The sequence below is a fragment of the Mesorhizobium temperatum genome (assembly GCF_002284575.1).
In the GTDB taxonomy this organism is placed as follows: domain Bacteria; phylum Pseudomonadota; class Alphaproteobacteria; order Rhizobiales; family Rhizobiaceae; genus Mesorhizobium; species Mesorhizobium temperatum.
In genome coordinates this window covers 115,086-135,370 of record NZ_NPKJ01000076.1, presented here as the reverse complement: position 1 = coordinate 135,370, position 20,285 = coordinate 115,086, and the positions used below count along the sequence as shown (strand labels likewise).

The 20,285-nt window shown below is 62.9% G+C and carries 20 protein-coding genes; 12 read left to right on the top strand and 8 right to left on the bottom strand.

The annotated features are described in order from the left end of the window. The 5 genes from CIT26_RS34230 to CIT26_RS34210 all read left to right on the top strand — a co-directional run bounded on the left by CIT26_RS34230 (position 1) and on the right by CIT26_RS34210 (position 7,047). Entirely contained in the window at positions 1 to 2,754 is a 2,754-nt protein-coding gene (locus tag CIT26_RS34230; RefSeq protein WP_095496682.1) for a DUF2339 domain-containing protein, read from the top strand. 156 nt (positions 2,755 to 2,910) lie between these two features. Further along, positions 2,911 to 3,429: an RNA polymerase sigma factor gene (locus tag CIT26_RS34225; RefSeq protein WP_095496681.1), complete on the top strand. Its 519-nt coding sequence runs from the start codon at positions 2,911 to 2,913 to the stop codon at positions 3,427 to 3,429. Then, a complete protein-coding gene (locus tag CIT26_RS34220; protein WP_095496680.1) occupies positions 3,426 to 4,217 on the top strand; it encodes an anti-sigma factor family protein in 792 nt (263 codons plus the stop codon). Before CIT26_RS34225 ends, CIT26_RS34220 begins: the two co-directional genes overlap by 4 nt. 263 nt (positions 4,218 to 4,480) lie before the next feature. After that, the gene (locus tag CIT26_RS34215; RefSeq protein WP_095496679.1) at positions 4,481 to 5,587 is read left to right on the top strand and encodes a peptidase C39 family protein; all 1,107 of its coding nucleotides are present in this window, start codon (positions 4,481 to 4,483) and stop codon (positions 5,585 to 5,587) included. Beyond that, positions 5,584 to 7,047, top strand: coding sequence for a RimK family protein (locus tag CIT26_RS34210; protein WP_095496678.1), 1,464 nt, complete (start codon positions 5,584 to 5,586; stop codon positions 7,045 to 7,047). The genes CIT26_RS34215 and CIT26_RS34210 overlap by 4 nt, the downstream gene beginning before the upstream one ends. Positions 7,048 to 7,382: 335 nt before the next feature. Here the strand turns inward: CIT26_RS34210 and CIT26_RS34205 are convergent, their stop codons facing one another. From CIT26_RS34205 to ygfZ, 3 genes are all read right to left on the bottom strand, one after another. Continuing rightward, a complete protein-coding gene (locus tag CIT26_RS34205; protein WP_095496798.1) occupies positions 7,383 to 9,533 on the bottom strand; it encodes a putative bifunctional diguanylate cyclase/phosphodiesterase in 2,151 nt (716 codons plus the stop codon). Between the two features lie 65 nt (positions 9,534 to 9,598). Beyond that, complete coding sequence (locus CIT26_RS34200; RefSeq protein WP_095496677.1) at positions 9,599 to 10,231, bottom strand: HD domain-containing protein; 633 nt, start codon at positions 10,229 to 10,231, stop codon at positions 9,599 to 9,601. Next, entirely contained in the window at positions 10,231 to 11,109 is an 879-nt protein-coding gene (ygfZ, locus tag CIT26_RS34195) for a CAF17-like 4Fe-4S cluster assembly/insertion protein YgfZ (RefSeq protein ID WP_095496676.1), read from the bottom strand. Before ygfZ ends, CIT26_RS34200 begins: the two co-directional genes overlap by 1 nt. An 83-nt stretch (positions 11,110 to 11,192) precedes the next feature. Between ygfZ and CIT26_RS34190 the strand changes: the two genes are divergently transcribed. Then, complete coding sequence (locus CIT26_RS34190; RefSeq protein WP_095496675.1) at positions 11,193 to 12,524, top strand: dihydroorotase; 1,332 nt, start codon at positions 11,193 to 11,195, stop codon at positions 12,522 to 12,524. Positions 12,525 to 12,643: 119 nt separating this feature from the next. Here CIT26_RS34190 and CIT26_RS34185 read toward each other — a convergent pair whose 3' ends face one another. From CIT26_RS34185 to CIT26_RS34170, 4 genes are all read right to left on the bottom strand, one after another. Continuing rightward, on the bottom strand, positions 12,644 to 13,447 hold the full coding sequence (locus CIT26_RS34185; protein ID WP_167391641.1) for a hypothetical protein: 804 nt from the start codon (positions 13,445 to 13,447) through the stop codon (positions 12,644 to 12,646). A 132-nt stretch (positions 13,448 to 13,579) separates the two neighbouring features. Beyond that, a complete protein-coding gene (locus tag CIT26_RS34180) occupies positions 13,580 to 13,837 on the bottom strand; it encodes a hypothetical protein (RefSeq protein WP_095496673.1) in 258 nt (85 codons plus the stop codon). 313 nt (positions 13,838 to 14,150) lie between these two features. Further along, the gene (locus tag CIT26_RS34175) at positions 14,151 to 14,528 is read right to left on the bottom strand and encodes a TIGR02301 family protein (RefSeq protein WP_095496672.1); all 378 of its coding nucleotides are present in this window, start codon (positions 14,526 to 14,528) and stop codon (positions 14,151 to 14,153) included. A 48-nt stretch (positions 14,529 to 14,576) separates the two neighbouring features. Then, positions 14,577 to 14,996 carry an NUDIX hydrolase gene (locus CIT26_RS34170; protein WP_095496671.1) on the bottom strand — a complete coding sequence of 140 codons (420 nt, stop codon included), beginning with the start codon at positions 14,994 to 14,996 and terminating at the stop codon, positions 14,577 to 14,579. Between the two features lie 124 nt (positions 14,997 to 15,120). Here CIT26_RS34170 and CIT26_RS34165 point away from each other — a divergent pair, with 124 nt between their 5' ends. After that, positions 15,121 to 15,882, top strand: coding sequence for an SOS response-associated peptidase (locus CIT26_RS34165; RefSeq protein ID WP_095496670.1), 762 nt, complete (start codon positions 15,121 to 15,123; stop codon positions 15,880 to 15,882). An 83-nt stretch (positions 15,883 to 15,965) separates the two neighbouring features. Here CIT26_RS34165 and CIT26_RS34160 read toward each other — a convergent pair whose 3' ends face one another. After that, positions 15,966 to 16,121, bottom strand: coding sequence for a hypothetical protein (locus CIT26_RS34160; protein ID WP_095496669.1), 156 nt, complete (start codon positions 16,119 to 16,121; stop codon positions 15,966 to 15,968). A gap of 389 nt (positions 16,122 to 16,510) precedes the next feature. On the opposite strand from CIT26_RS34160, the gene cysS reads away from it, so the two are divergent. Genes cysS through pip form a run of 5 tightly spaced genes read left to right on the top strand, consistent with a single transcriptional unit; the run spans position 16,511 to position 20,285 of the window. Then, positions 16,511 to 17,980 carry a cysteine--tRNA ligase gene (gene cysS, locus CIT26_RS34155; RefSeq protein WP_095496668.1) on the top strand — a complete coding sequence of 490 codons (1,470 nt, stop codon included), beginning with the start codon at positions 16,511 to 16,513 and terminating at the stop codon, positions 17,978 to 17,980. After that, entirely contained in the window at positions 17,977 to 18,363 is a 387-nt protein-coding gene (locus CIT26_RS34150) for a VOC family protein (RefSeq protein WP_095496667.1), read from the top strand. Before cysS ends, CIT26_RS34150 begins: the two co-directional genes overlap by 4 nt. A gap of 4 nt (positions 18,364 to 18,367) precedes the next feature. Then, the gene (locus tag CIT26_RS34145) at positions 18,368 to 18,859 is read left to right on the top strand and encodes a GFA family protein (RefSeq protein WP_095496666.1); all 492 of its coding nucleotides are present in this window, start codon (positions 18,368 to 18,370) and stop codon (positions 18,857 to 18,859) included. Further along, a complete protein-coding gene (locus CIT26_RS34140; RefSeq protein ID WP_095496665.1) occupies positions 18,856 to 19,332 on the top strand; it encodes a GFA family protein in 477 nt (158 codons plus the stop codon). Before CIT26_RS34145 ends, CIT26_RS34140 begins: the two co-directional genes overlap by 4 nt. Next, positions 19,329 to 20,285, top strand: coding sequence for a prolyl aminopeptidase (gene pip / locus CIT26_RS34135; RefSeq protein WP_095496664.1), 957 nt, complete (start codon positions 19,329 to 19,331; stop codon positions 20,283 to 20,285). Before CIT26_RS34140 ends, pip begins: the two co-directional genes overlap by 4 nt.

Below are 20,285 nucleotides of genomic sequence, written 5' to 3'. Positions count from 1 at the left end.
ATGTTCGAAAGCCTGATCGGCCTCGTCGCGATCATCGTGCTGTTCGTCATTATCTCGCGCCAGCAGAGCCGCATCGGCCTGATCGAGCGCGAACTTGGTGCGCTGCGCAGCCTCGTGCTTTCGGGCGTCCATGTCGGCCCGCCGCAGGCCAAGCCGGTAGAACCGGCCGCAAACGACAGCATGCCAGCAGACGCGGCAGTTGCGGCCGTGACCGACATTGCCCCGCCATCGGCGGGCGAGGCTGAGGAAAAGCCGTCCACAGAGGCTGAAGCCGCAGAGGTTGCATCCGGACCGTGGGCTGCGGGTGAAGCGGCGCCGGCTGGATCTGCACCTTCGCAACCGGCCGCCGCGACGGCGAAAGCGACGCAAAAGCCTGACATTGAAACGGCGCTCGGCACCCGATGGGCGGTCTGGGTCGGCGGCATCGCGCTGGCGCTGGGCGGCCTGTTCCTGATCCGCTACACCATCGAGGCCGGCATTTTCGGTCCCGGCGTGCGGCTGAGCATGGCAGCAATGCTCGGGCTGGTGCTGGTCGCCGTTGGCGAGTTCATCCGCCGCACCGGCTTCAGGGTGCCGGTGCAGGGCGTCGCCGGCGCCTATATTCCGGCGATCCTGACGGCGGCCGGTGCTTTCATCCTGTTCGGCACGGTTTATGCCGCGCATGGCGTTTACGGCTTCATCGGGCCGGCGCTCGCCTTCACGCTGCTCGGCGCCATCGGTGTGGCGACCATCGCGGCCGCCCTCGTCCACGGCCAGGCGCTGGCCGGCATCGGCCTGCTCGGCGCGGTGGTGACGCCGATGCTGGTCGCCTCGCAGGCGCCGAATCCTTGGGCGCTGTTCGGCTATTTGGCGATTGTGCTCGCCGCCACCGGCGTCATCGCCCGGCTGCGCGACTGGAAATTGCTGATGGCGGCAGCGTTCGTCGGCACCGGCCTCTGGACCATTCTTTACATGACTGATGCGCCGGGCACGAACCTGCCTGTCATCCTCTTCATCAATGCGGTGACCCTGGCCGTGCTTGCCTTCGTCTGGCTCGGCCGTCGCGGTGGCGAAGCAGAGCCCGCCAGGGGCTTCGACTGGCCCTCGATCGCACCTGGCTTCTTCGTCGGCCTTTCGGCGATGGCGCTGTCCGTCGACCCGGCATACGCTGCTGGCGATGCTCTGCCGGGAGCAGCCCTTATCGCAGCCCTGGTCGCGGTAGCGTTCTACCGGCCGCTGGCGCTGGCGCTTCTGCACGCCGCAGGGCTGGCCACTGTGTTGGTCTATCTCGGCATCATTCCGCCAACCTCCGTCGCTTCAGATTTTTCAGGTGGCGTTCTCGACGTCGAAGGTCTGCCCGCGGCAGTTGCCGATACGCTGATGCTCAGGATCGGTATCTTTCTTGGACTTATGTTCATCGGCGCCGGATTCTGGGCTGCGCGCAAATTTGCCGCGTCGGCACAAATCCGCGCCGCCTCATGGGCGGCATGGGGCGCTGTCGCGCCGCTGGTCATTCTGTTGGCGCTCTGGTTCACCTTCGGCAATCTCGACCGCGATCTTGTCTACGCGGCGGTTGCAGCCCTTCTGGTCGTGGTCTTCGCCGCCGGCGGCGAGTGGATCGCGCGCGGTGAAGAGCCGCCGCTACAGGGCGGTGCTGCCGTCTCCTTCGCGTTTGGTGGGGCAGCAGTCGCCGCCTTGCTGATGATCTACATGGCCTTCGGGTCCGGCTGGACCACCATCCTCCTGGGTGCCGCGGCCATCGTGCCGGCGCTGGCCACCCGCTGGCGCGCCTATCCGATGCTCGGCTGGATTTCGGTCGGCGCGGTCATCGCCGTACTCGGCCGCGTCGCCTTCGATCCGACAATCGTCGGCGCCGAATTCCTGTCGACGACGCCGGTATTCAACTGGCTGCTGCCGGGCTACGGCGTGCCGGCGCTTGCCTTCGGCTTTGCCGCCTGGCAGCTTGCCCGCACCACAAATGGCCGGCCACGCCTAGCCATGGAAGCGGGCGCAGCACTGTTTGCGCTGCTCACGGTTGCCATATTGGTGCGCCACGCCATGCATGGCGGCGTCATCGACACGGGTGCTATCACGCTCGCCGAGCAGGCGATCTATACGCTGATCGCCATCGGCGCCGGCGCCATCCTGGTCGCCATCGACATGCGCTCGCCAAGCTCGGTGCTGCGCTATGGTTCGCTTGCTGCGGGCGTTGTCTCGGTCGCCTTCATCGTCATCCAGCATTTTGTGGCGCTGAACCCGCTGTTTACTGACGAATCGACCGGGCGAATCCTGGTGTTCAACCTGCTGTTCCTCGCCTATCTCTTGCCGGCCGCCGCTGCCGGCGGGCTCGGGCTCTATACACGTGACGTCAGGCCGAAATGGTACGCCGCGATGCTGGCGCTGGTGGCGGCGCTGCTCGCCTTCGCTTACGCGACGCTGTCGGTCCGGCGGCTGTTCAAGGGCGAGTTCATCGGCCTGTGGAGCGGCCTCGGCCAGCTCGAGACCTATACCTATTCCGCGCTGTGGCTGATCATCGGTGTGGCGCTGCTCACCGCCGGCGTCTGGCTGAAGTCGCAGGTGCTGCGCATCGCGTCGGCCGCGCTGATCTCGGTCGCCGTGTTGAAGGTCTTTCTCTTCGACATGTCGGAACTGGAAGGCGTGCTGAGGGCGCTGTCCTTCATCGGCCTCGGCGCGGTGCTGATCGGCATCGGCCTGTTTTATCAGCGGCTGCTGACAAGAGCAGCGAGGGAAAAGCTTCGGACGAGCAATAGCTAACGGTTTTCAATCTAACCGGGAATAAATCGCCCGCCGGCAGCGTTATTCTGTTGCTTGGGTGGCCGGGGCGGCGGACCGCTTCGCGTTGGCCGCTTGCGCCGCGCCGTGAAGGCGCGTTCAATCGGATGAACAGAGGCGACCTCAGAACCAGCGGTCATGGACGAAAAGAAGGCAGCAATCCTGGGCGAAATACCACGCCTGCGCCGTTATGCGCGCTCGCTGCTGCGCGACCGCGATTCCGCCGACGATCTCGTTCAGGACTGTCTCGAACGGGCGCTTGTGCGGCTCGACAATTGGCAGACTGGAGAAAGCCCCAGGAGGTGGCTGTTTACGATCATGCATCATTTGTTCATCGATCAGATGCGCAAGGTGAACCGGCGCGGCGAAGCCGCGATGCTGCCGCTGGAAGCGAGCGAGGCGCAGGCAGCACCAGCCGAGCAGGTGGAGAGCATCGCCTCGCGCGAAATTATCGACGCGTTGCAGGCGATGAGCCCCGATCGGCGCGCAGCATTGGTCATGGTCGCCATCGAAGGCTTTTCCTATGCCGAAGCCGCCACCATCCTCGGCGTGCCGGCCGGCACGCTGATGTCGCGCATCGCGCGAGGGCGTGATGAGTTGCGCGGGCTGCTGGATGACGCCGCGCGTCGCCGGGCGATAAGGATCGTCGAGAAATGACCCGGCGCGATTTTTCAGAACGCGACATCCATATGGCCCTCGACGGCGAGTTGCCGGTTGACGAGCGCGTGGCTTACGACGCCTGGCTCGACGCCAATCCTGAAATGAAGGCGAGGAGCGCCCGCTATGTCGCCGACCGCGCAGCGCTGCGTGCCGCCTTCGCCGGCGTGCTCGACGAGCCGGTGCCGGCGCGGCTGCAAAAGATCGTGTTCGGCGAGGCGCCGGTCAAGACGGTGCCATTGGGCTCGCGCTGGTGGCTCCCGGCTGCCGCAGCGGCGATGCTGGCCATTGGCGGTGTTGGCGGTTATTTCGCCGGCATCGACCATCTCGGTCTGGAAGACCCCGCCGAGGACCAACTCGTCGAGCAGGCGATCGCAGCCCATGTCATCTATGCCGCCGAGCAGCGACATGCGGTGGAAGTGCCCGCCAGCGACAAGGATCATCTGCAGACCTGGCTGTCCAATCGGGTCGGCCTGAAGCTGGTCGCACCGGATCTGGCGGCGCAAGGATTCCAGCTCGTCGGCGGCCGGCTGCTGCCCGCTGGCGAGAGCAAGGCCGCGATGCTGCTTTATGAGGACGACAAAGGCGAGCGCATCTCGCTGTTCGTCACTGCCGAATCGGCCGAGAAGGCCAAGGGCACCTATGGGTCGGAAGAGAACGGCCCCGAGGCCGTCTACTGGCTGGATAAGGGCTATAGCTGCGCCGTCGTCGGATCGCTGCCGCGCGCGCAGCTGACTGCGGTGGCGAAGAGCGCCTACAGCCAGCTTCTTGCCGGGCTGGCCAGCTGAGCTGCGCCTGTTTTTCAAAGGTTGCGTCTACAGCGCCGCGCGTCCTTTGGATGCGCAAAGGACGCTGTAGCACTTTAATTTTTGCGCATGATCCTTTCCGAAAATCGATTTCGATTTTCGGGGCCATGCACCCGGCGAAACTGTCACAATTGAGCCCGAATCAAGGTGCGATAGCGCTTGACGGATGCTGGCGCTTCGGCTGTGTTGTCGACACCTCTGACCAGGGCCTTTTCCACAACGCAATCGAGGTTTTCTGAGCCCGCATGCCTGCCGAGATTCGCACGGCCCGCGCGTCCGACGTCGATGACCTCGCCGTCATCGAGAAGGCTGTTTTCTCGAGCGATCGCATTTCCCGCCGCTCCTTTCGCCAGTTGATCGAACGCGAAAGTGCCGAGCTGCTGGTTGCCGAAAGCGACGGCCGCGTCGCCGGCTATGCGGTCGTGCTGTTTCGCAAAGGCAGCGGCGTCGCGCGGCTCTATTCCATCGCCATCGGTCCCTTTTTTGGCGGGCTCGGCATTGGCCGCATGCTGCTGGCATCGGCGGAGGAGACCGCCTTCGAACACAACCGCATGATGCTGCGCCTCGAGGTGCGCGAGGACAACAGCCGAGCCATTCGCATCTACGAGCAGAGCGGCTACCGCAAGATCGGCCGCGAACCGGGCTATTACGAGGACGGCGCCACGGCGCTGCGCTACGAAAAGACCTTGCGCGGCGACATTCCGGTCGCCACCAGGGTGCCGTTCTACCAGCAGACCTGCGAATTCACCTGCGGCCCGTGCTGCCTGATGATGGCAATGGCCAATTTCGATCCCGGCTTCATGCCCGACCCGGTCATGGAAATCCGTTTGTGGCGCGAGGCGACCACCGTCTTCATGATGTCGGGGCCTGGCGGCTGCGAGCCGTTCGGCCTCGCCGTTGCCGGCCACGAAAGCGGACTCTCTGCCGAGATATATGTCTCCTTCCATGGCGCGTTGTTCCTGCAGTCGGTGCGCAGCCAAGAGAAGCGCCGGGTGATGGAACTGGCACAGGTCGACTTTCGCCGGCGCGCGGAACTTTACGGCATCCCGGTGAATTACCGTCCATTCGCCATCGACGACATCCGCACCGCGATCGCCGAGGGAAAACTGGTGTTGGTCCTGATCAGCGGCTTCCTGATGTTCGGCAAGAAGGTTCCGCACTGGGTGCTCGCCATCGGCGACGACGGCGACCATATCCTGATCCACGATCCCTGGGTCGAGGACGAGAGACAGGAGACCATTCTTGATGCCGCCAACATTCCGGTGCCTTACGGCATCTTCATGAACATGGCGCAGTTCGGCCGCGACGGATTGCGTGCCGCCATCACCCTCGGAAAGCGCGACAGACAATGACCTGGGTCATCCTTACCGGCCGGCAGAACGATCTCGATCAGGTGGCGACACCGCACAAGATCATCACTAATCGCGATTACCTTGCCCATCCGGCGCTGTTTCGCGGCCAGCGGCCGAAGGTCATCAACCTGTCCAACAATTACGGCTACCAAAGCCGCGGCTACTATGCCTCGCTGCTCGCCGGTTCGCGCGGCCACAAGGTCATCCCGACGGTCGAGACGATGATCGACCTGTCCGAGCGCAAGCTCTACGATCATGCGCTGCCGGAGCTGGAACTCGCGCTCAACAAATGCCGCAAGGATCTGGGCGGCGCCTTTCCGCAAAAAGTCTGCATCTTCTTCGGCATCGGCCCGTCGAGGATATGGGATCGCTTCGCCAAGCTTTTGTTCGACTGGTTTCGAGCGCCGGCGCTGGAAGTCCGCATCACGGACGGCGCCGAATGGGCGTCAATCCGCAAGATCGGCTTCCATCCGCTGGCCAGGATGACCGAGGAGGAAGAAAAGCGCTTCCTTCAGTGCCTCGAGACCTACACCAACCGCGAGTGGCGCGACACCAAGGGCCGCACGCCGGCGCGCTACACCTTCGCCACATTGGTCGATCCGCATGAGGAGTTGCCGCCGTCGGAGATTTCGTCGCTGCGCTACTGGGCCAAGATCGCCGAAAAGATGGGCGTCGAAATCGAGCCGATCACCAAGAAGGATCTGGCCAAGCTCGCCAATTACGACGCGCTGTTCATCCGCGAGACCACTTCGATCTCCAACCACACTTACCGCTTCGCGCGCCGCGCCCAGCAGGAAGGCATGCCTGTCATCGATGATCCGCTGTCGATGATCCGCTGCACCAACAAGGTCTATCTCAACGAGCTGATGACCTACAACAAGGTGCCGGTGCCGCCGACGGTGATGATCGCCGGCACCTCGGATCTCGAAGTTGCGGCGCAGGCGCTGGGCTTTCCGCTGGTGCTGAAGATCCCGGACTCGTCGTTTTCGCGCGGCGTCAAGAAATGCGCCACGTTCGAGGAGCTGAAGACGCTTGCCACCGAATGGCTGGAGGATTCCGATCTCTTGATCGCGCAGAAATTCATTCCGACCGAATATGACTGGCGCGTCGGCGTGCTCGGCGGTCAGCCTCTGTTTGCCGTGCACTATCTGATGGCCAAGAAGCACTGGCAGATCGTCAACCACAAGGCCAACGGCAAGCCCGACCAGGGCGGCATCAAGACCTTCACTCTGAAGGAAGCGCCGACCCATGTCGTCGACACCGCGGTCAAGGCAGCGCGCTGCATCGGCGACGGCCTCTACGGCGTCGACCTCAAGGAGACCAGGGACGGTGTCTTCGTCATCGAGGTCAACGACAATCCCAATCTCGACCATGGTTGGGAGGACTCTGGCGAAAAAGACGAGGTCTGGGTGCGGCTGACGCAGTGGTTCCTGGAGCGGCTCGACCGACAGGGTCGGTAGACTTACCGCTCGCACCGTCCACGGGAGCAAATGAGGGGACGGTTTGTTCAGATATATTTACCTAATAGTTTAGTCGACTGTCCTGTTGCTATATATTAGGGTAGTGATTTCAGATGTCATTTTTTATTCGCGCACAGGTTGGGATTTCGCCCGGGATAATCCGCTTAAGAAAAGTAACGAATTTTATTGGGGAGAAGGAAAAGATCCCCTTCACAGAATTGGAAATAAAACCAGGGTTTTGGTATTTCACCCGTTAATAATTGCGTTCCTTTCGACTTTGCTCTACGCTCTAATTTTTCTATTTTAGATTACGATTTATGTCCGGCCTGTCGCAGTCAGCCTGATTGCCTGATCGCCGCGCGCGACTCCAGCAAGCGAGCAATATCCGTCGCCTTCGACGGTACGCCGATCAAATATCCCTGGGCCTCGACACAGCCTTCCCTTCTCAGGAACTCAAGTTGCGCTTCGGTTTCGACGCCTTCGGCGGTGACGGTCGTTCCAAGCTGCGCACCGAGCCCGATGACCGTGTGAACGATCGCGGCCGTGTCGCGGTTGTCGATATCGCGGATGAAGGAGCGGTCGATCTTGATCTTGTCGACAGGGAAGCGGCGGAGATAGCCGAGCGACGAATAACCGATGCCGAAATCGTCCAGCGCGATACGGATGCCGAGGTCGCGCAACTGCCTGAGCGTCTTGAGCACGGTATCGCTCTCATCCATCAGCACTGTTTCGGTGATTTCCAGCTCAAGCCGATCGGCCGGCACGCCGGAAAATGCCAGCGCGGAGATCACGCTGCGGGCAAAGGTGCCACTTTTGATCTGCACAGCCGAGACATTGACCGCGATACGCAACCCATGCGGCCAGCCCGCCGCAACCGTGCAGGCTTTCCTCAGCGCCCATTCCCCCAGCGGCACGATTAGTCCGGTTTCTTCGGCGACCGGGATGAAGTCGTCTGGCGGCACCAAGCCGCGTGCCGGCGAGTGCCACCGCATCAGCGCTTCGGCGCCGACGATTTCGCTGGAGGCGATGTTCATGATGGGTTGGAAATCGAGCTCGAATTCCCGACGCCGCAGCGCTGCCTGCAGGTCGGTTTCGAGTGCGAGTCGTGCCCGCACCATCGCATCCATGCCTGGCTCGAAGAAGCGATAGGCGTTGCGTCCTTCGCTTTTCGCCCTGTAAAGGGCCATGTCGGCGTTTTTTAGCAGCGTGTCGGCATCCCTGCCGTCATTGGGGAAAAGGGCGATGCCAAGGCTGATGCCGACATGCATGTCGCGGCTTTTGTCGCGAAACGGCTTTCCGATGATGTCGACAATGCGTTTTGCCAGTTTTTCCGCATCGCCGGCACCTTTTGGGCCGGCACCTTTTGGATTGAACTGGATGATGACGAACTCATCGCCGCCGAAACGAGCGACCACGTCCGTTTCGTTGCGTAGGCAATTTTGCAGCCGCTCGGCCACGCATTTCAGCAGCCAGTCGCCGGCCGGGTGCCCCCAGGTGTCGTTGACGGCCTTGAAGCGGTCGAGGTCGAGCGAGAATATCGCCAGGTCCGTGGCCTCGCCCAAGGCCCGGTCGAGCCGTTCGCGGAACATCGAGCGATTGGGCAGGTTGGTCAGCGTGTCGTGATGCGCAAGATGGGTCATGCGCTCTTCGACGCGCCTGCGCTCGGTGACGTCGTCGAAGGTTGCGACCCAGCCACCGCCACTCATCGGCCGCCGCACGACCAAAAGCGTTCTGCCATCGGCAAGATGGCGGTAGGTTGACCGCATTTCCCCGGCTTGAAGGCAGGCCGCGGTTTTCGAGATTTCACTGTCGATGTCGATCTCTGCATAGATACCCAGGCGGGCGAGCTGCTCGAGCGCGTCGCCGTGACTCATGCCAAGCGGAAAATCGGCCGGCGTCACGTGGTAGAGTTCCAGGAAACGTTCGTTGCGCACGATCAGCCTGCTGTCTGCGTCATACATCATAAGGCCTTGCGACATGTTGGCGAGTGCTGCGTCGAAACGGCGGTGCTGCTCCTTCAGCTCCTGTTCGGCACGCCGTTGCTCGGTGATGTCCTCATAGATTGACACCCAGCCACCCGAAGCCAGCGGCCGGTGCGAGATATGGATGATGCGGCCATCCGACAGCGTTTCCTCGTAGGTCGAAGGTTTCGCTTGGTCGATATAGGGCTTGCGGATCGCATAGAGTTCTTCGGCGCTGTGCGAGGCGACGCCGATGTCGACGCTGTGCTGGAGGATGTCGAAAAACCGGATGCCGGGCTGCACGATCTCGGCGTCGAGGCAGAAGATGCTGATATAGTTGCCGTTGCAGATAATCATACGCTCGTCGGCATCGAACATGCCCAAACCATGCGACATGTTCTCGACGGCCGCCGAAAAACGATCATTCTGTTTGCGCAGTTCGTCTTCTATCCGTCGCGGCGGGCCTATGCCTTCGGCCCTCCGTCCGCGGACGGGCGAACCAGCCTTGGCATGAGTGACGGACATGAGGCGTGCCTGCAGACCGTGATCGAACACGGCACTGTTGTCCTTTTCGGTTAATTTACCGTTTTTCAGTCGGCCGGCTGCAGCGTTTGGCGCCGCGATTTCTCGATTGCCGCATACCGTTTGAGGAACGCGTTTTGCGCCCAAGTCACCGAACGCGGGGTGAAATCGAAGCGTTCGGCATTGAAGCCGCGCGGCCGGCCGAAGAATTCGGTCGCCTCGGCGGTCGAAAAGCCGGCAAGCAGCGTCGCCTCGAAATAGGCGGCGATCTGGTCGGCGCGCTTGATTTCCTTGCGCAGGCCTGCACTAGGTTCGACCGGCAGCGAAAAGCGCAGATGGATGGCGCGCTGCAGCCTCAGCTCGCACTCCTTGTAGCTGCCGCCCATCACCGATTTGAACGGTGAGATCATGTCACCGATGACATATTCCGGCGCGTCGTGCAGCAAAGCCGCCAGCCGCGCGTCGGCCGGGGCGTCCGGCGCCAGCTCGCCGAAAAGCGCCTCGACCAGCAGCGAATGCTGGGCGACGGAAAAGGCGTGATCGCCGCTGGTCTGGCCGTTCCAGCGGGCGACGCGGGCAAGCCCGTGGGCGATGTCCGAAATCTCGATATCAAGCGGTGAAGGGTCAAGCAGATCCAGCCTCCGGCCCGACAGCATGCGCTGCCAGGCGCGCGGCGGCGCCCCGGCACGGTCGGCCGCCATTAGGCCTCCTCCGCGCCGACGGATTCCTGCGGGCCAACGGTTTCCAGCGGAAAAGTGAACTTCGCCCAGGCCGGAATGGTGAGCGACACAGTGACGTCATCCGCCATGATTGGCTGGCCGGCGTCGAGCGCTGCCTTGACGCGGTCGATACGGGCTATGGCGAGGCCTGCTGTGCCGGCGGTGGTGCCAAGCGTGCCGACCGGTCGCCCGGAAACTGTCAGTTCGGCGCCAGGAGCGGGCAGGGGCCGTTCGGCCGAAACGATCAGCACCCGCCGTCTGGCGGTGCCGCGATGCTGCATGCGCGAGACCACCTCCTGGCCGACATAGCAGCCCTTCCTGAAGCCGACGCCGCCGGTCTCGTCGAGCAGCACATCATGCGGGAAGGCGTCGCCGAGCTGATAGTCGCTGCCGCTTTCGGCAATCCCATGGGCGATGCGCAGAGCTTGCCATGCGGCCGGATCGCCGCCGGCGGCCGTGCCGCCATAAAAGCGCGTTACGGACACGTCGCGGAATCGTGCATCTGCAACCGGCGTTGAATCAAACTGTGAAGCGGTGGAATGATCCCCCCACGCAACAGCGACAAGTCCCTGTTCTGCCTTGGCGATCTCGACCTTGGCGCGCAATTTATAGAGCATCAGCCGCCGGATGAAATCATCTGATACATCGGCTCGGCATTCGAGGCGGAAGGAATTCTCGCCAGCGCGGGAGATCAGGAAGTCGAACAGGATCTTGCCTTGCGGCGTCAGCAAGGCGCCAGGCTTTGCTTCGCCGGCAGCCAGTGCTTCGAGGTCGGTGGTCAGAATGTTCTGCAAAAAGTTCTCGGCATCCGGGCCTGACACGGAAACGAGTGCGCGATCTTTCAGTAGGGCAAAGGGCATGGGCGGAAAAAGAACCTGATCTTGCAAAACAGTCGGCCATTACGTAAGCCGCTGACACTCCCCCCGCAAGAGACCGGATCAGCATGGCCACGACCTACGACCTCATCCTGACAGGCGGCACGATGGTCAACCACGATGGCGAGGGCCGGCGCGACATCGGCATCAACGGCGGGCGCATCGCCGCCATCGGCGATCTCGGCCAGGCTTCAGCCGGCGAGACGGTCGACTGTCGCGGCCTGCACATCCTGCCCGGCGTCGTCGACAGCCAGGTGCATTTCCGCGAGCCGGGGCTGGAGCACAAGGAGGATTTGGAGACCGGCTCGCGGGCAGCGGTGCTGGGCGGTGTCACCGCCGTCTTCGAGATGCCCAACACCAACCCGCTGACCACCGGCGAGGCAGCCCTTGCCGACAAGGTGCGGCGCGCCACCGGCCGCATGCATTGCGACTTTGCCTTCTGGGTCGGCGGCACCCGCGACAATGCCGGGGATGCCGGCGAACTGGAGCGGCTACCCGGTGCTGCCGGCATAAAGGTATTCATGGGCTCGTCCACCGGTGACCTTTTGGTCGAGGATGATGAGGGCGTCGCCTCGATCCTGAGGAATACCCGCCGCCGTGCGGCCTTCCATTCCGAGGACGAATTCCGGCTGCGCGAGCGGCTCGGCGAACGCATCGAGGGCGACCCGGCCTCGCATCCGGTTTGGCGCGACGAGATCGCCGCCTTGCGCTGCACCGAGCGCCTTGTGCGCATTGCTCGGAAAGCCCGCGCGCGTATCCATGTGCTGCACGTCTCGACCGCCGAGGAGATCGCCTTCCTCGAACGGCACAAGGATGTCGCGACCTGCGAGGCGACACCGCATCATCTGACGCTGAGCGCTGACGACTATGCACGCCTCGGCACGCTGATCCAGATGAACCCGCCTGTGCGTGCAGCACGCCACCGCGACGGCATCTGGCACGGCATTGCGCAAGGCATCGTCGATGTGCTGGGTTCCGACCACGCCCCGCACACGCTGGCCGAAAAGGCAAGGCCCTATCCGGCCTCGCCGTCGGGCATGACCGGCGTGCAGACGCTGGTGTCGATCATGCTCGACCACGTCAATGCCGGCCGGCTGACGTTGCAACGTTTCGTCGACCTGTCCAGCCACGGCCCGCAGCGTATCTTCGGCATGGCCAGGAAAGGCCGCATCGCCGCCGGCTACGACGCGGATTTCACGATTGTCGATTTGAAGCGTCGCGAGACCATCACCAATGCGCAGGCAGGCTCGAAGGCCGGCTGGACGCCCTATGACGGCAGAGAAGTGACCGGGTGGCCGGTCGGAACAGTCGTGCGCGGCCGCCGCGTGATGTGGGAAGGCGAGATCGTCACGCCAGGGCAGGGCCGGGCGGTGGAGTTTTCCGAGGCGCTGGCGGTCTAGATAGGCGGACTTTCAAATCGAATCGTACCGCCGCTTATCTTCTGAGCATCGGATTTTCCCAAACCGGTACCCACTCTGATGCTCTAGGCGGGCTTGAGGGTAGGAGAGGGCAATGCCGCTCAATCCCCGGCGACGAAGAACGTCCACTGTCCGTCCGGCGTGATGCCAACGCGGTAGAAGATGTAGGCGCCGAACTGCTTCATGCTGTCATAGTCGCCGGCGGTGACGATCTTGAACAGCTCGACCCGCTGCCTGGCATCGAGCTTGTCCAGCGGCAGCGCGAAGAAATATGGCCAGACGTAGAGCTCCTGCGGCGTGCCGACATCGATATGGACATAGCCGGCACTGAGCACCTCTTCCAGGATGGCGAGGATTTCCTGGCCTTCCGTATCGCCCGAAAGACCTTTCAGGAAGGTGATCGGGTCGCCTTCGATCTCGCTCAGCGACAATTGGGTCATCGTATCGCCCTGGCCGATCAGCGGCCGGAGCTTTTCGATGTCGCCGCTCTTGCAGGCCCCGATAATGAGATCATGCATGCGCCTGACCGGCTCCGGCAGCTTGCTGAGATCGTAGACGACCTCGGGCAAGGGTTCATCCGGATCGACTCGCGGATTGGCTATGCCGCCATCGTCTGTTGGCCCGTCCGGTTCGACCTGTTCCCGCTCGTCGGGCGGCGTCGGCTGGCTGGCCGGGGGCGGTGTCGTGCCGAGTGGGTCGGGCATCGGCACCGCAGTTCCGGGCGGCGACATGTCGTCGTCGGCGGGCGGCGTGACTGGCGAAGGAAGGTCCTCGCGCTTGATTTCACTCAGCGCATATCCGGGGCTGCTTGCGAGGCAAAGAGCTAGAGGGACCGCGGCGCAAAAAGCGACGAGCCGGATGCTGAGGGCCAAGCCACGCGGCTGGCCTGACGTCGAAAAATTCACCGCCTGCCTCTCCATGATTCCGTCCAGATGCCCAGGCCCTTACAGGTGCCCTTACAGGTGCCCAGGCCCGCCCAGGTGCCCGGGGCATAACCGCCCAAGCGGCACGCCGTGGTCAAAGAGCCTGATGCCGGTTCAGTGCCGCAGCCGTCCTGGTTCGAAGGCCCCGGCTATCACCTTTTCACGCATGCGGTCGAGCAGGGCAAGGGCCAAGGTTTCGCCATTGGCGCGCAGCATTTCGCCGAACGCGGTTTCAAGGGCCGCCTCGGCGATGATTTCCGGCTCGATTCCCGCCGAAAGCCCTTCCGCCCAGGCCTCGCTGTGGCTTTCCACGGCAGTCAGGCGCTTTTCTTCCCTGACCAGCGCGTCGATGTCGTTGACGCCATGTTCCATTGCGATGTCCACCCTTTTCAAGCGGCGATCCGGCAGACGCGGATCAGGCTTGGGCTGTCCCTTTTACACGCAGGTTAAGTAAGTACTTGTAAATACGACATTTCTAGGGTCGTTTCGACAAGGGCTCGTCACGTTTTGCAAACCTGCGTTCGATCCGATTCAAACTTAGCCGATTAGGTCGGCGAGCGGGATGAAAACCTTCAGTTTGAGTTAATTCCACATCCGCGCGGTAACGTTTCGTTAATGCCGTTGCAGAAGTGCAACACAAGGATTGCACTAAGACGCCACCAGACACAAGCAGGGGGTGCCAAGGTCAGTTGCCGTAGCGCGAGGCGATGTCGCGCGACAGCGTCTCGCCTTCCTTCATGTAGCGGCTGATGGCTTCGGTCGCCGAGGCGGTACACTGCGTGTAGGTGCCGCCGAAGGAGCGGTAGCCGCGGTTGAAGCTGGCGATGAAACGGGCGCGCCGCTCCGGGTCCGGATTTTCCGAAGCAATCAGCTTCTCCATCTCGACCCGCCACCGGTCGCCCTTCTCGCCGCACAGATTACGCAGGAAATGCAGCGATCCAAGCACCTCCGCCAGCCGCATCAGCCCGGGCTCGAACGGCGACTCGGCGGCCAGTGCCGGTCGCGACCCGATTGCCGTACTGGCGGCGAGGCAAGCTGCAAGGAAAAGCGATGCGCGGATCATAAGTCTATGTGGCCAAACAATTTGTCGGCTGCAAGGCGATTTTGGACGTTATGCCCCTGCATTCCTGAGCAATTCGTCGGCAACGGCAAACACCGAAGCGGCAAGCGGCAGCGTCGTCATTTCGCTGAGCGTATAGAAGGCGGCGGTCTCGGCGTCGTCGCTGGCCACGGGCTCTCCGCCGGCATAAGTGGCGCCGAACACCGTCAGCAGATAGTCGACCGGGTGCCCGTCGCTGCCGCCGTCGATGTGGATCTCCCGAAGGGGACGGTAGTTGTGCGCCAGCAACCCGGTTTCCTCCAGCAATTCGCGCTGCGCGGCTTGTTGCAGCGTTTCGCCGGCCTCGACCTTGCCGCCTGGAAACGCGTAAAATCCTTGCGAAGGCTGCCGCGCCCGCTTGACCAGCAGCACCGTGTCGCCGCGGACAATGGCGACCGAGACAGCCGGGAGTATCTTGCGCATCTCGTCCATGGATCTCCGATCGTCATTCGCTGCAGCCGGTTGTGGACCGGTCGGCGTGAAGAAGCATTAGCGGTTGCGCAACGCCGGTTCCATCGCCACCTTCGCATCCGACCAATTCAACGAGTTTTAGCTTATGTGCGGACGCTTCGCCTTGACCGCCACGCCGGACCAGACTGCCGCCTTTCTCGGTCTGGCGGAGCTGGAGGATTTTCCGGCCCGCTACAACATCGCGCCGACGCAGCCGGTCCTGATGGCGATTGCAGGCTTGCCGCAGGCGCCAGGCTCGAACCTGGCCGACCGGCAGCCGATGCTGGTGCGTTGGGGACTGATCCCGGCCTGGGTGAAGGACACGCGTGAGTTTCCGCTGCTGTTCAACGCCCGCTCGGAGGGAGCAACGGAAAAGGCCTCGTTTCGCACCGCCATGCGCCATCGCCGCGCTTTGGTCCCGGCTTCCGGCTTCTACGAATGGCGTCGATCAGGCGGCAAGAGGGGGCAGCCCTATTGGGTGGGGCCGAAGCATGGCGGGCTTGTCGCCTTCGCCGGGCTGATCGAGACCTATGCCGAGCCGGGCGGTTCGGAGATGGACACCGGCGCCATCCTGACCGTTAACGCCAATGCCGACATCGCCCATATCCATGACCGGATGCCGGTGGTGATGGATCCGCAGGATTTCGCCCGCTGGCTGGATTGCCGCACGCTGGAGCCGCGCGACGTGGCCGACCTGCTCAGACCGGCACGGCTCGATTTCTTCGAGGCTGTTCCGGTTTCCGACCTCGTCAACGAGGTCGCCAACACCGGGCCGGAGATTCAGGAAAGGGGCGTCGTGGGGCCGGAGCCCGGGAAGGCCAGGCGCCAGAAGCCCGGCGCGGACGACAGTCAGATGACCTTGTTTTAGCAGCAGCTGCTATTTCCTGGGGCGCTTCAGCGCCTTCATTGCCGGCGCCCCATTTACTGGCGACCGGCCGGCCGCACGTCGCATCAGGCAGCGCGCGGCGATATGATCTTCTGCACCGGCTTCTTCTTCTTCGCTGTGTGAAGAAGGGCGGCGACGATCGCGGCCGGGCCGATCGCCCGGTATTGGCTGGCGAGCGCCGGTTGCTTGGCGCTGCTGGAGTCCTGCTTGGTTCGGGGCATTTTTCTCTTCCCTGGTAACGTCTTCGTGTCCGCGTTTGCTGGTCGAATCCGACCAATTCGTGACATGTGGTGATCTAGCCGGCGAATGTTTCATGACTGTGCCGAGATGTTTAATAAAATGTTTCACGGCGTCATTACCTGTGATCCAGCGACTCTTTTGCCGAAAGTTGCGACTTGACGGCAACACTGGGTGAGGCGATAAAGCCGCTCATGAGAACGTCTTTCGCCATTTGTGGCATTTGCATTATTGGCTAGCTTCGCGCTGGTCCGGACGTTTTCGCCTATCTTCCTTCTAGAGTGGACAAACGCCCCGGCCAGCAGGCTGGTGCCTGATTTGCGTCTCGGCGCAAGTGGGCCCAGCCAAAAAGTAACGCACCGGGAAGGCACGAATGTCTGACGCATCGAAGGGCCTGCGCCTCTACAACACGCTGACGCGGACCAAGGAGGATTTCTTCCCCATCGATCCGCGCAATGTGCGCATGTATGTCTGCGGCCCGACGGTCTACGACTTTGCCCATATCGGCAACGCGCGGCCGGTGATCGTCTTCGACGTGCTGTTCCGTCTGCTGCGCCATCTCTACGGGCAAGCGCACGTCACCTATGTACGCAACATCACGGATGTCGACGACAAGATCAATGACCGCGCACTGCGCGATTTCGGCGGCGAGATTGCCTCGGGAAAGCTGTCGCTGAATGAGGCGATCCGGCGGGTCACCGAAAAAACCGCCGACCAGTTCCACAAGGATGTGGCGACGCTCGGCTGCCTGGAACCGACGGTCGAGCCGCGCGCCACCGAATTCGTCGAGCCGCGCGCCGATGGCAAAGTCGACATGATCTCCTTGATCCAACGGTTGATCGAACGCGGCCATGCCTATGTTGCGGCAGGCGAAGTTCTGTTCGACACGGGCTCGATGCCGGACTACGGCCAATTGTCGAAGCGCAATCTCGACGAACAGCAGGCCGGCGCTCGCGTCGCCGTCGATCCACATAAGAAGAACCCTGGCGATTTCGTGCTGTGGAAGCTGTCCTCGCCGGAAGAGCCGGGCTGGGACAGCCCGTGGGGCAGGGGCCGGCCGGGCTGGCACATCGAGTGCTCGGCGATGTCGGCCGCCTATCTCGGCGAGGTCTTCGACATCCATGGCGGCGGGCTCGACCTGATCTTCCCGCACCACGAGAACGAGATCGCCCAGTCGCGCTGCGCCCACGGCACCGATGTGATGGCAAAAGTGTGGATGCACAACGGCTTCCTGCAGGTCGAGGGGCAGAAGATGTCCAAGAGCCTGGGCAACTTCTACTCGATCAACGAGTTGCTGGAGACCGAGACCTTTGGTGGCCGCAAATGGCCGGGCGAGGTGCTGCGGCTGGCGATGCTGATGACGCATTATCGCGAGCCGATCGACTTTTCCGTGCGCAAGCTGGAAGAGGCGGAAAATACGCTGCGCAAATGGAAGCGGGCGGCGGACCTTGCGCCAGCGGCAAAGCAATTGCCGGTAGAAGTGGTGGAAGCCCTGTCGGACGATCTCGCAACCTATTCTGCGTTCCAGGTACTGACGCAGCTGGCCGGCGAGGCTGTGGATTTCAATGCTGCCGGTGGCGGTAACGCTGCCGCCGCGGGCAACGATGCTGCCGCTTCGCTGAAGGCGGCGTTGCTGCTCCTTGGCTTCGACGTTACGCCGGCCAAGGTCGATGAAGACGCCATCGCCAGGGCGATCGCCAAACGCCTGGAACTGATCGCTGCTGGAAATTGGGCCGAGGCCGACCGCATCCGTGCCGAATTGCTGGCGCAAGGTATCCAGTTGAAGGACGGCAAGGACCCCGTCACCAGCGCCCGCATCACCACCTGGGAGGTAAAAAGATGATCGATCATCTTGGCATCACCGTTTCCGATTTCGACGCGTCGAAGGCGTTCTATGACAAGGCGATGGCGCCGCTCGGTGCCTCGCTGCTCTACATGGTGCCGCAGGAATATACCGGCGGCGCGAAGGTCGGCGGCTATGGTCGCGACCGGCCGGTGTTCTGGCTGCATCAAGGCAAGGACAAGCCGAAGGACCGCCAGCACGTCGCCTTCACCGCACGCAGCCGCGCCGAGGTCGATGCCTTCCACGCCGCCGCCATCGCGGCCGGCGGCAAGGACAACGGCGGGCCGGGCCTGCGTCCGCACTATCATGCGAACTACTATGGCGCCTTTGTCTTCGATCCCGACGGCAACAATGTCGAAGCCGTCTGCCATGCCGCGGAGTGAAGCAATGAGCCTAGACAACAGACCGGTCTACACAGGCGGTTGCCAGTGCGGCGCCGTGCGCTTCCGTATAGAAGGCGCGCTGGGTGACGCCTCCGTCTGCCATTGCCGCATGTGCCAGAAGGCCAGCGGCAATTTCTACCTGCCGCTGGTGTCCGTGCGTGGCGCAAAACTCGACTGGACACGCGGCGAGCCCAAACGCTTCCGCTCCTCCAATGCCGCATGGCGCGGTTTTTGCGCCGATTGCGGCACGCCGCTGACCTTCGAGGCGCCCGACGGCATCGCACTCGCCATCGCCGCCTTCGACGATCCGGAGGAGATCGCGCCGACCATCCAGTGGGGCATCGAAGCAAAACTCCCCTATGTCGATCATATCCACGAATTGCCCGGCGAGGACACGATGGCCGATATTTCGTCGTCCTCCTATCTCGCCGATCTCGTCTCTTACCAGCACCCCGACCACGACACCGAACAATGGCCGCCGGAGGAAAGATCATGACCGAAACCATTCGAACCGGCGGCTGCCAGTGCGGCGCCGTGCGTTTCCGCATTCGTGGGGCGCTTGGGCGCCCGTCCATCTGCCATTGCCGTATGTGCCAGAAACAGTTCGGCTCCTTCTTCGGCGCGCTGGTGACGGTGCCGAAGGACGGCGTCGAATGGGTGCGCGAGGAGCCGAGCTATTTCCAGTCGTCGGTCAACATCGATCGCGGCTTCTGCGCCCGCTGCGGCACGCCGTTGACCTACAGACAGCCCGGCGGGCTCGAGATCGCCATCGGCGCTTTTGACGATCGCTCCGACCTCGCACCGCAGATCCAGATCAACTACGCCGCCCGGCTGCCCTGGGTGGAGAAGATCTTCGACGCGCCGGTCCATGACGATCCCGACTACTACACCCGGCAGGAATCGATCATCTCCTTCCAGCATCCGGATCACGAGACGGCCAACTGGCCGGAGCAGGGCCTGAAATTATGAGCAGTGAACTGCGCACCCTCTATCCGGAGATAGAGGCCTACGAGTCCGGTATGCTGGATGTCGGCGACGGCCATCTGGTCTACTGGGAGCGTTCCGGCACCAGGGGTGCCAAGCCGGCCGTATTCCTGCATGGCGGACCGGGCGGCACGATTTCCCCGAAGCACCGGCGGCTGTTCGATCCGAAGCTTTACGATGTCATCCTGTTCGACCAGCGCGGCTGCGGGAAGTCGACGCCCAACGCCTCGCTCGAGGCCAACACCACCTGGCATCTGGTCGCCGATATCGAGCGCCTGCGCGACATGTGCGGCTTCGACAAATGGCTGGTGTTCGGCGGCTCGTGGGGCTCGACACTGGCGCTGGCCTATGCCGAGACGCACCCCGAGCGGGTAAGCGACCTGGTCGTGCGCGGCATCTACACGCTGACGCGCGCGGAGCTCGAATGGTATTACCAGTTCGGCGTCTCGGAAATGTTCCCCGACAGATGGGAGCGCTTCCTGGCGCCGATCCCCGAGGCCGAGCGCGGCGACATGATGGCCGCCTATCGCAAGCGGCTGGTCGGCAGCGACCACAAGGCGCAGGTCGAGGCCGCCCGCGCCTGGAGCTTGTGGGAGGGCGAGACGATCACGCTGTTGCCCGATCCGGAAACCAGCAGCCGGTTTGGCGAAGACGACTACGCCGTCGCCTTCGCCCGCATCGAGAACCATTATTTCGTCCATGCCGGCTGGCTGGAGGAAGGGCAATTGCTGCGTGATGCCTTCAAGTTGAAGGACATCCCCGGCACCATCGTTCACGGCCGCTACGACATGCCGTGCCCGGCGCGCTATGCCTGGGCGCTGCACAAGGCGTGGCCGAAGGCGGATTTCCACCTGATCGAGGGCGCCGGCCATGCCTATTCGGAGCCGGGCATCCTCGACCGGCTGATCCGGGCGACAGATCGGTTTGCGGGGAAATGA

Coding starts and splice junctions, on each gene's coding strand:
- CIT26_RS34230 (WP_095496682.1), top strand. CDS start 1: ATGTTCGAAAGCCTGATCGGCCTCGTCGCGATCATCGTGCTGTTCGTC.
- CIT26_RS34225 (WP_095496681.1), top strand. CDS start 2,911: ATGGACGAAAAGAAGGCAGCAATCCTGGGCGAAATACCACGCCTGCGC.
- CIT26_RS34220 (WP_095496680.1), top strand. CDS start 3,426: ATGACCCGGCGCGATTTTTCAGAACGCGACATCCATATGGCCCTCGAC.
- CIT26_RS34215 (WP_095496679.1), top strand. CDS start 4,481: ATGCCTGCCGAGATTCGCACGGCCCGCGCGTCCGACGTCGATGACCTC.
- CIT26_RS34210 (WP_095496678.1), top strand. CDS start 5,584: ATGACCTGGGTCATCCTTACCGGCCGGCAGAACGATCTCGATCAGGTG.
- CIT26_RS34205 (WP_095496798.1), bottom strand. CDS start 9,533: ATGTCCGTCACTCATGCCAAGGCTGGTTCGCCCGTCCGCGGACGGAGG.
- CIT26_RS34200 (WP_095496677.1), bottom strand. CDS start 10,231: ATGGCGGCCGACCGTGCCGGGGCGCCGCCGCGCGCCTGGCAGCGCATG.
- ygfZ (WP_095496676.1), bottom strand. CDS start 11,109: ATGCCCTTTGCCCTACTGAAAGATCGCGCACTCGTTTCCGTGTCAGGC.
- CIT26_RS34190 (WP_095496675.1), top strand. CDS start 11,193: ATGGCCACGACCTACGACCTCATCCTGACAGGCGGCACGATGGTCAAC.
- CIT26_RS34180 (WP_095496673.1), bottom strand. CDS start 13,837: ATGGAACATGGCGTCAACGACATCGACGCGCTGGTCAGGGAAGAAAAG.
- CIT26_RS34175 (WP_095496672.1), bottom strand. CDS start 14,528: ATGATCCGCGCATCGCTTTTCCTTGCAGCTTGCCTCGCCGCCAGTACG.
- CIT26_RS34170 (WP_095496671.1), bottom strand. CDS start 14,996: ATGGACGAGATGCGCAAGATACTCCCGGCTGTCTCGGTCGCCATTGTC.
- CIT26_RS34165 (WP_095496670.1), top strand. CDS start 15,121: ATGTGCGGACGCTTCGCCTTGACCGCCACGCCGGACCAGACTGCCGCC.
- CIT26_RS34160 (WP_095496669.1), bottom strand. CDS start 16,121: ATGCCCCGAACCAAGCAGGACTCCAGCAGCGCCAAGCAACCGGCGCTC.
- cysS (WP_095496668.1), top strand. CDS start 16,511: ATGTCTGACGCATCGAAGGGCCTGCGCCTCTACAACACGCTGACGCGG.
- CIT26_RS34150 (WP_095496667.1), top strand. CDS start 17,977: ATGATCGATCATCTTGGCATCACCGTTTCCGATTTCGACGCGTCGAAG.
- CIT26_RS34145 (WP_095496666.1), top strand. CDS start 18,368: ATGAGCCTAGACAACAGACCGGTCTACACAGGCGGTTGCCAGTGCGGC.
- CIT26_RS34140 (WP_095496665.1), top strand. CDS start 18,856: ATGACCGAAACCATTCGAACCGGCGGCTGCCAGTGCGGCGCCGTGCGT.
- pip (WP_095496664.1), top strand. CDS start 19,329: ATGAGCAGTGAACTGCGCACCCTCTATCCGGAGATAGAGGCCTACGAG.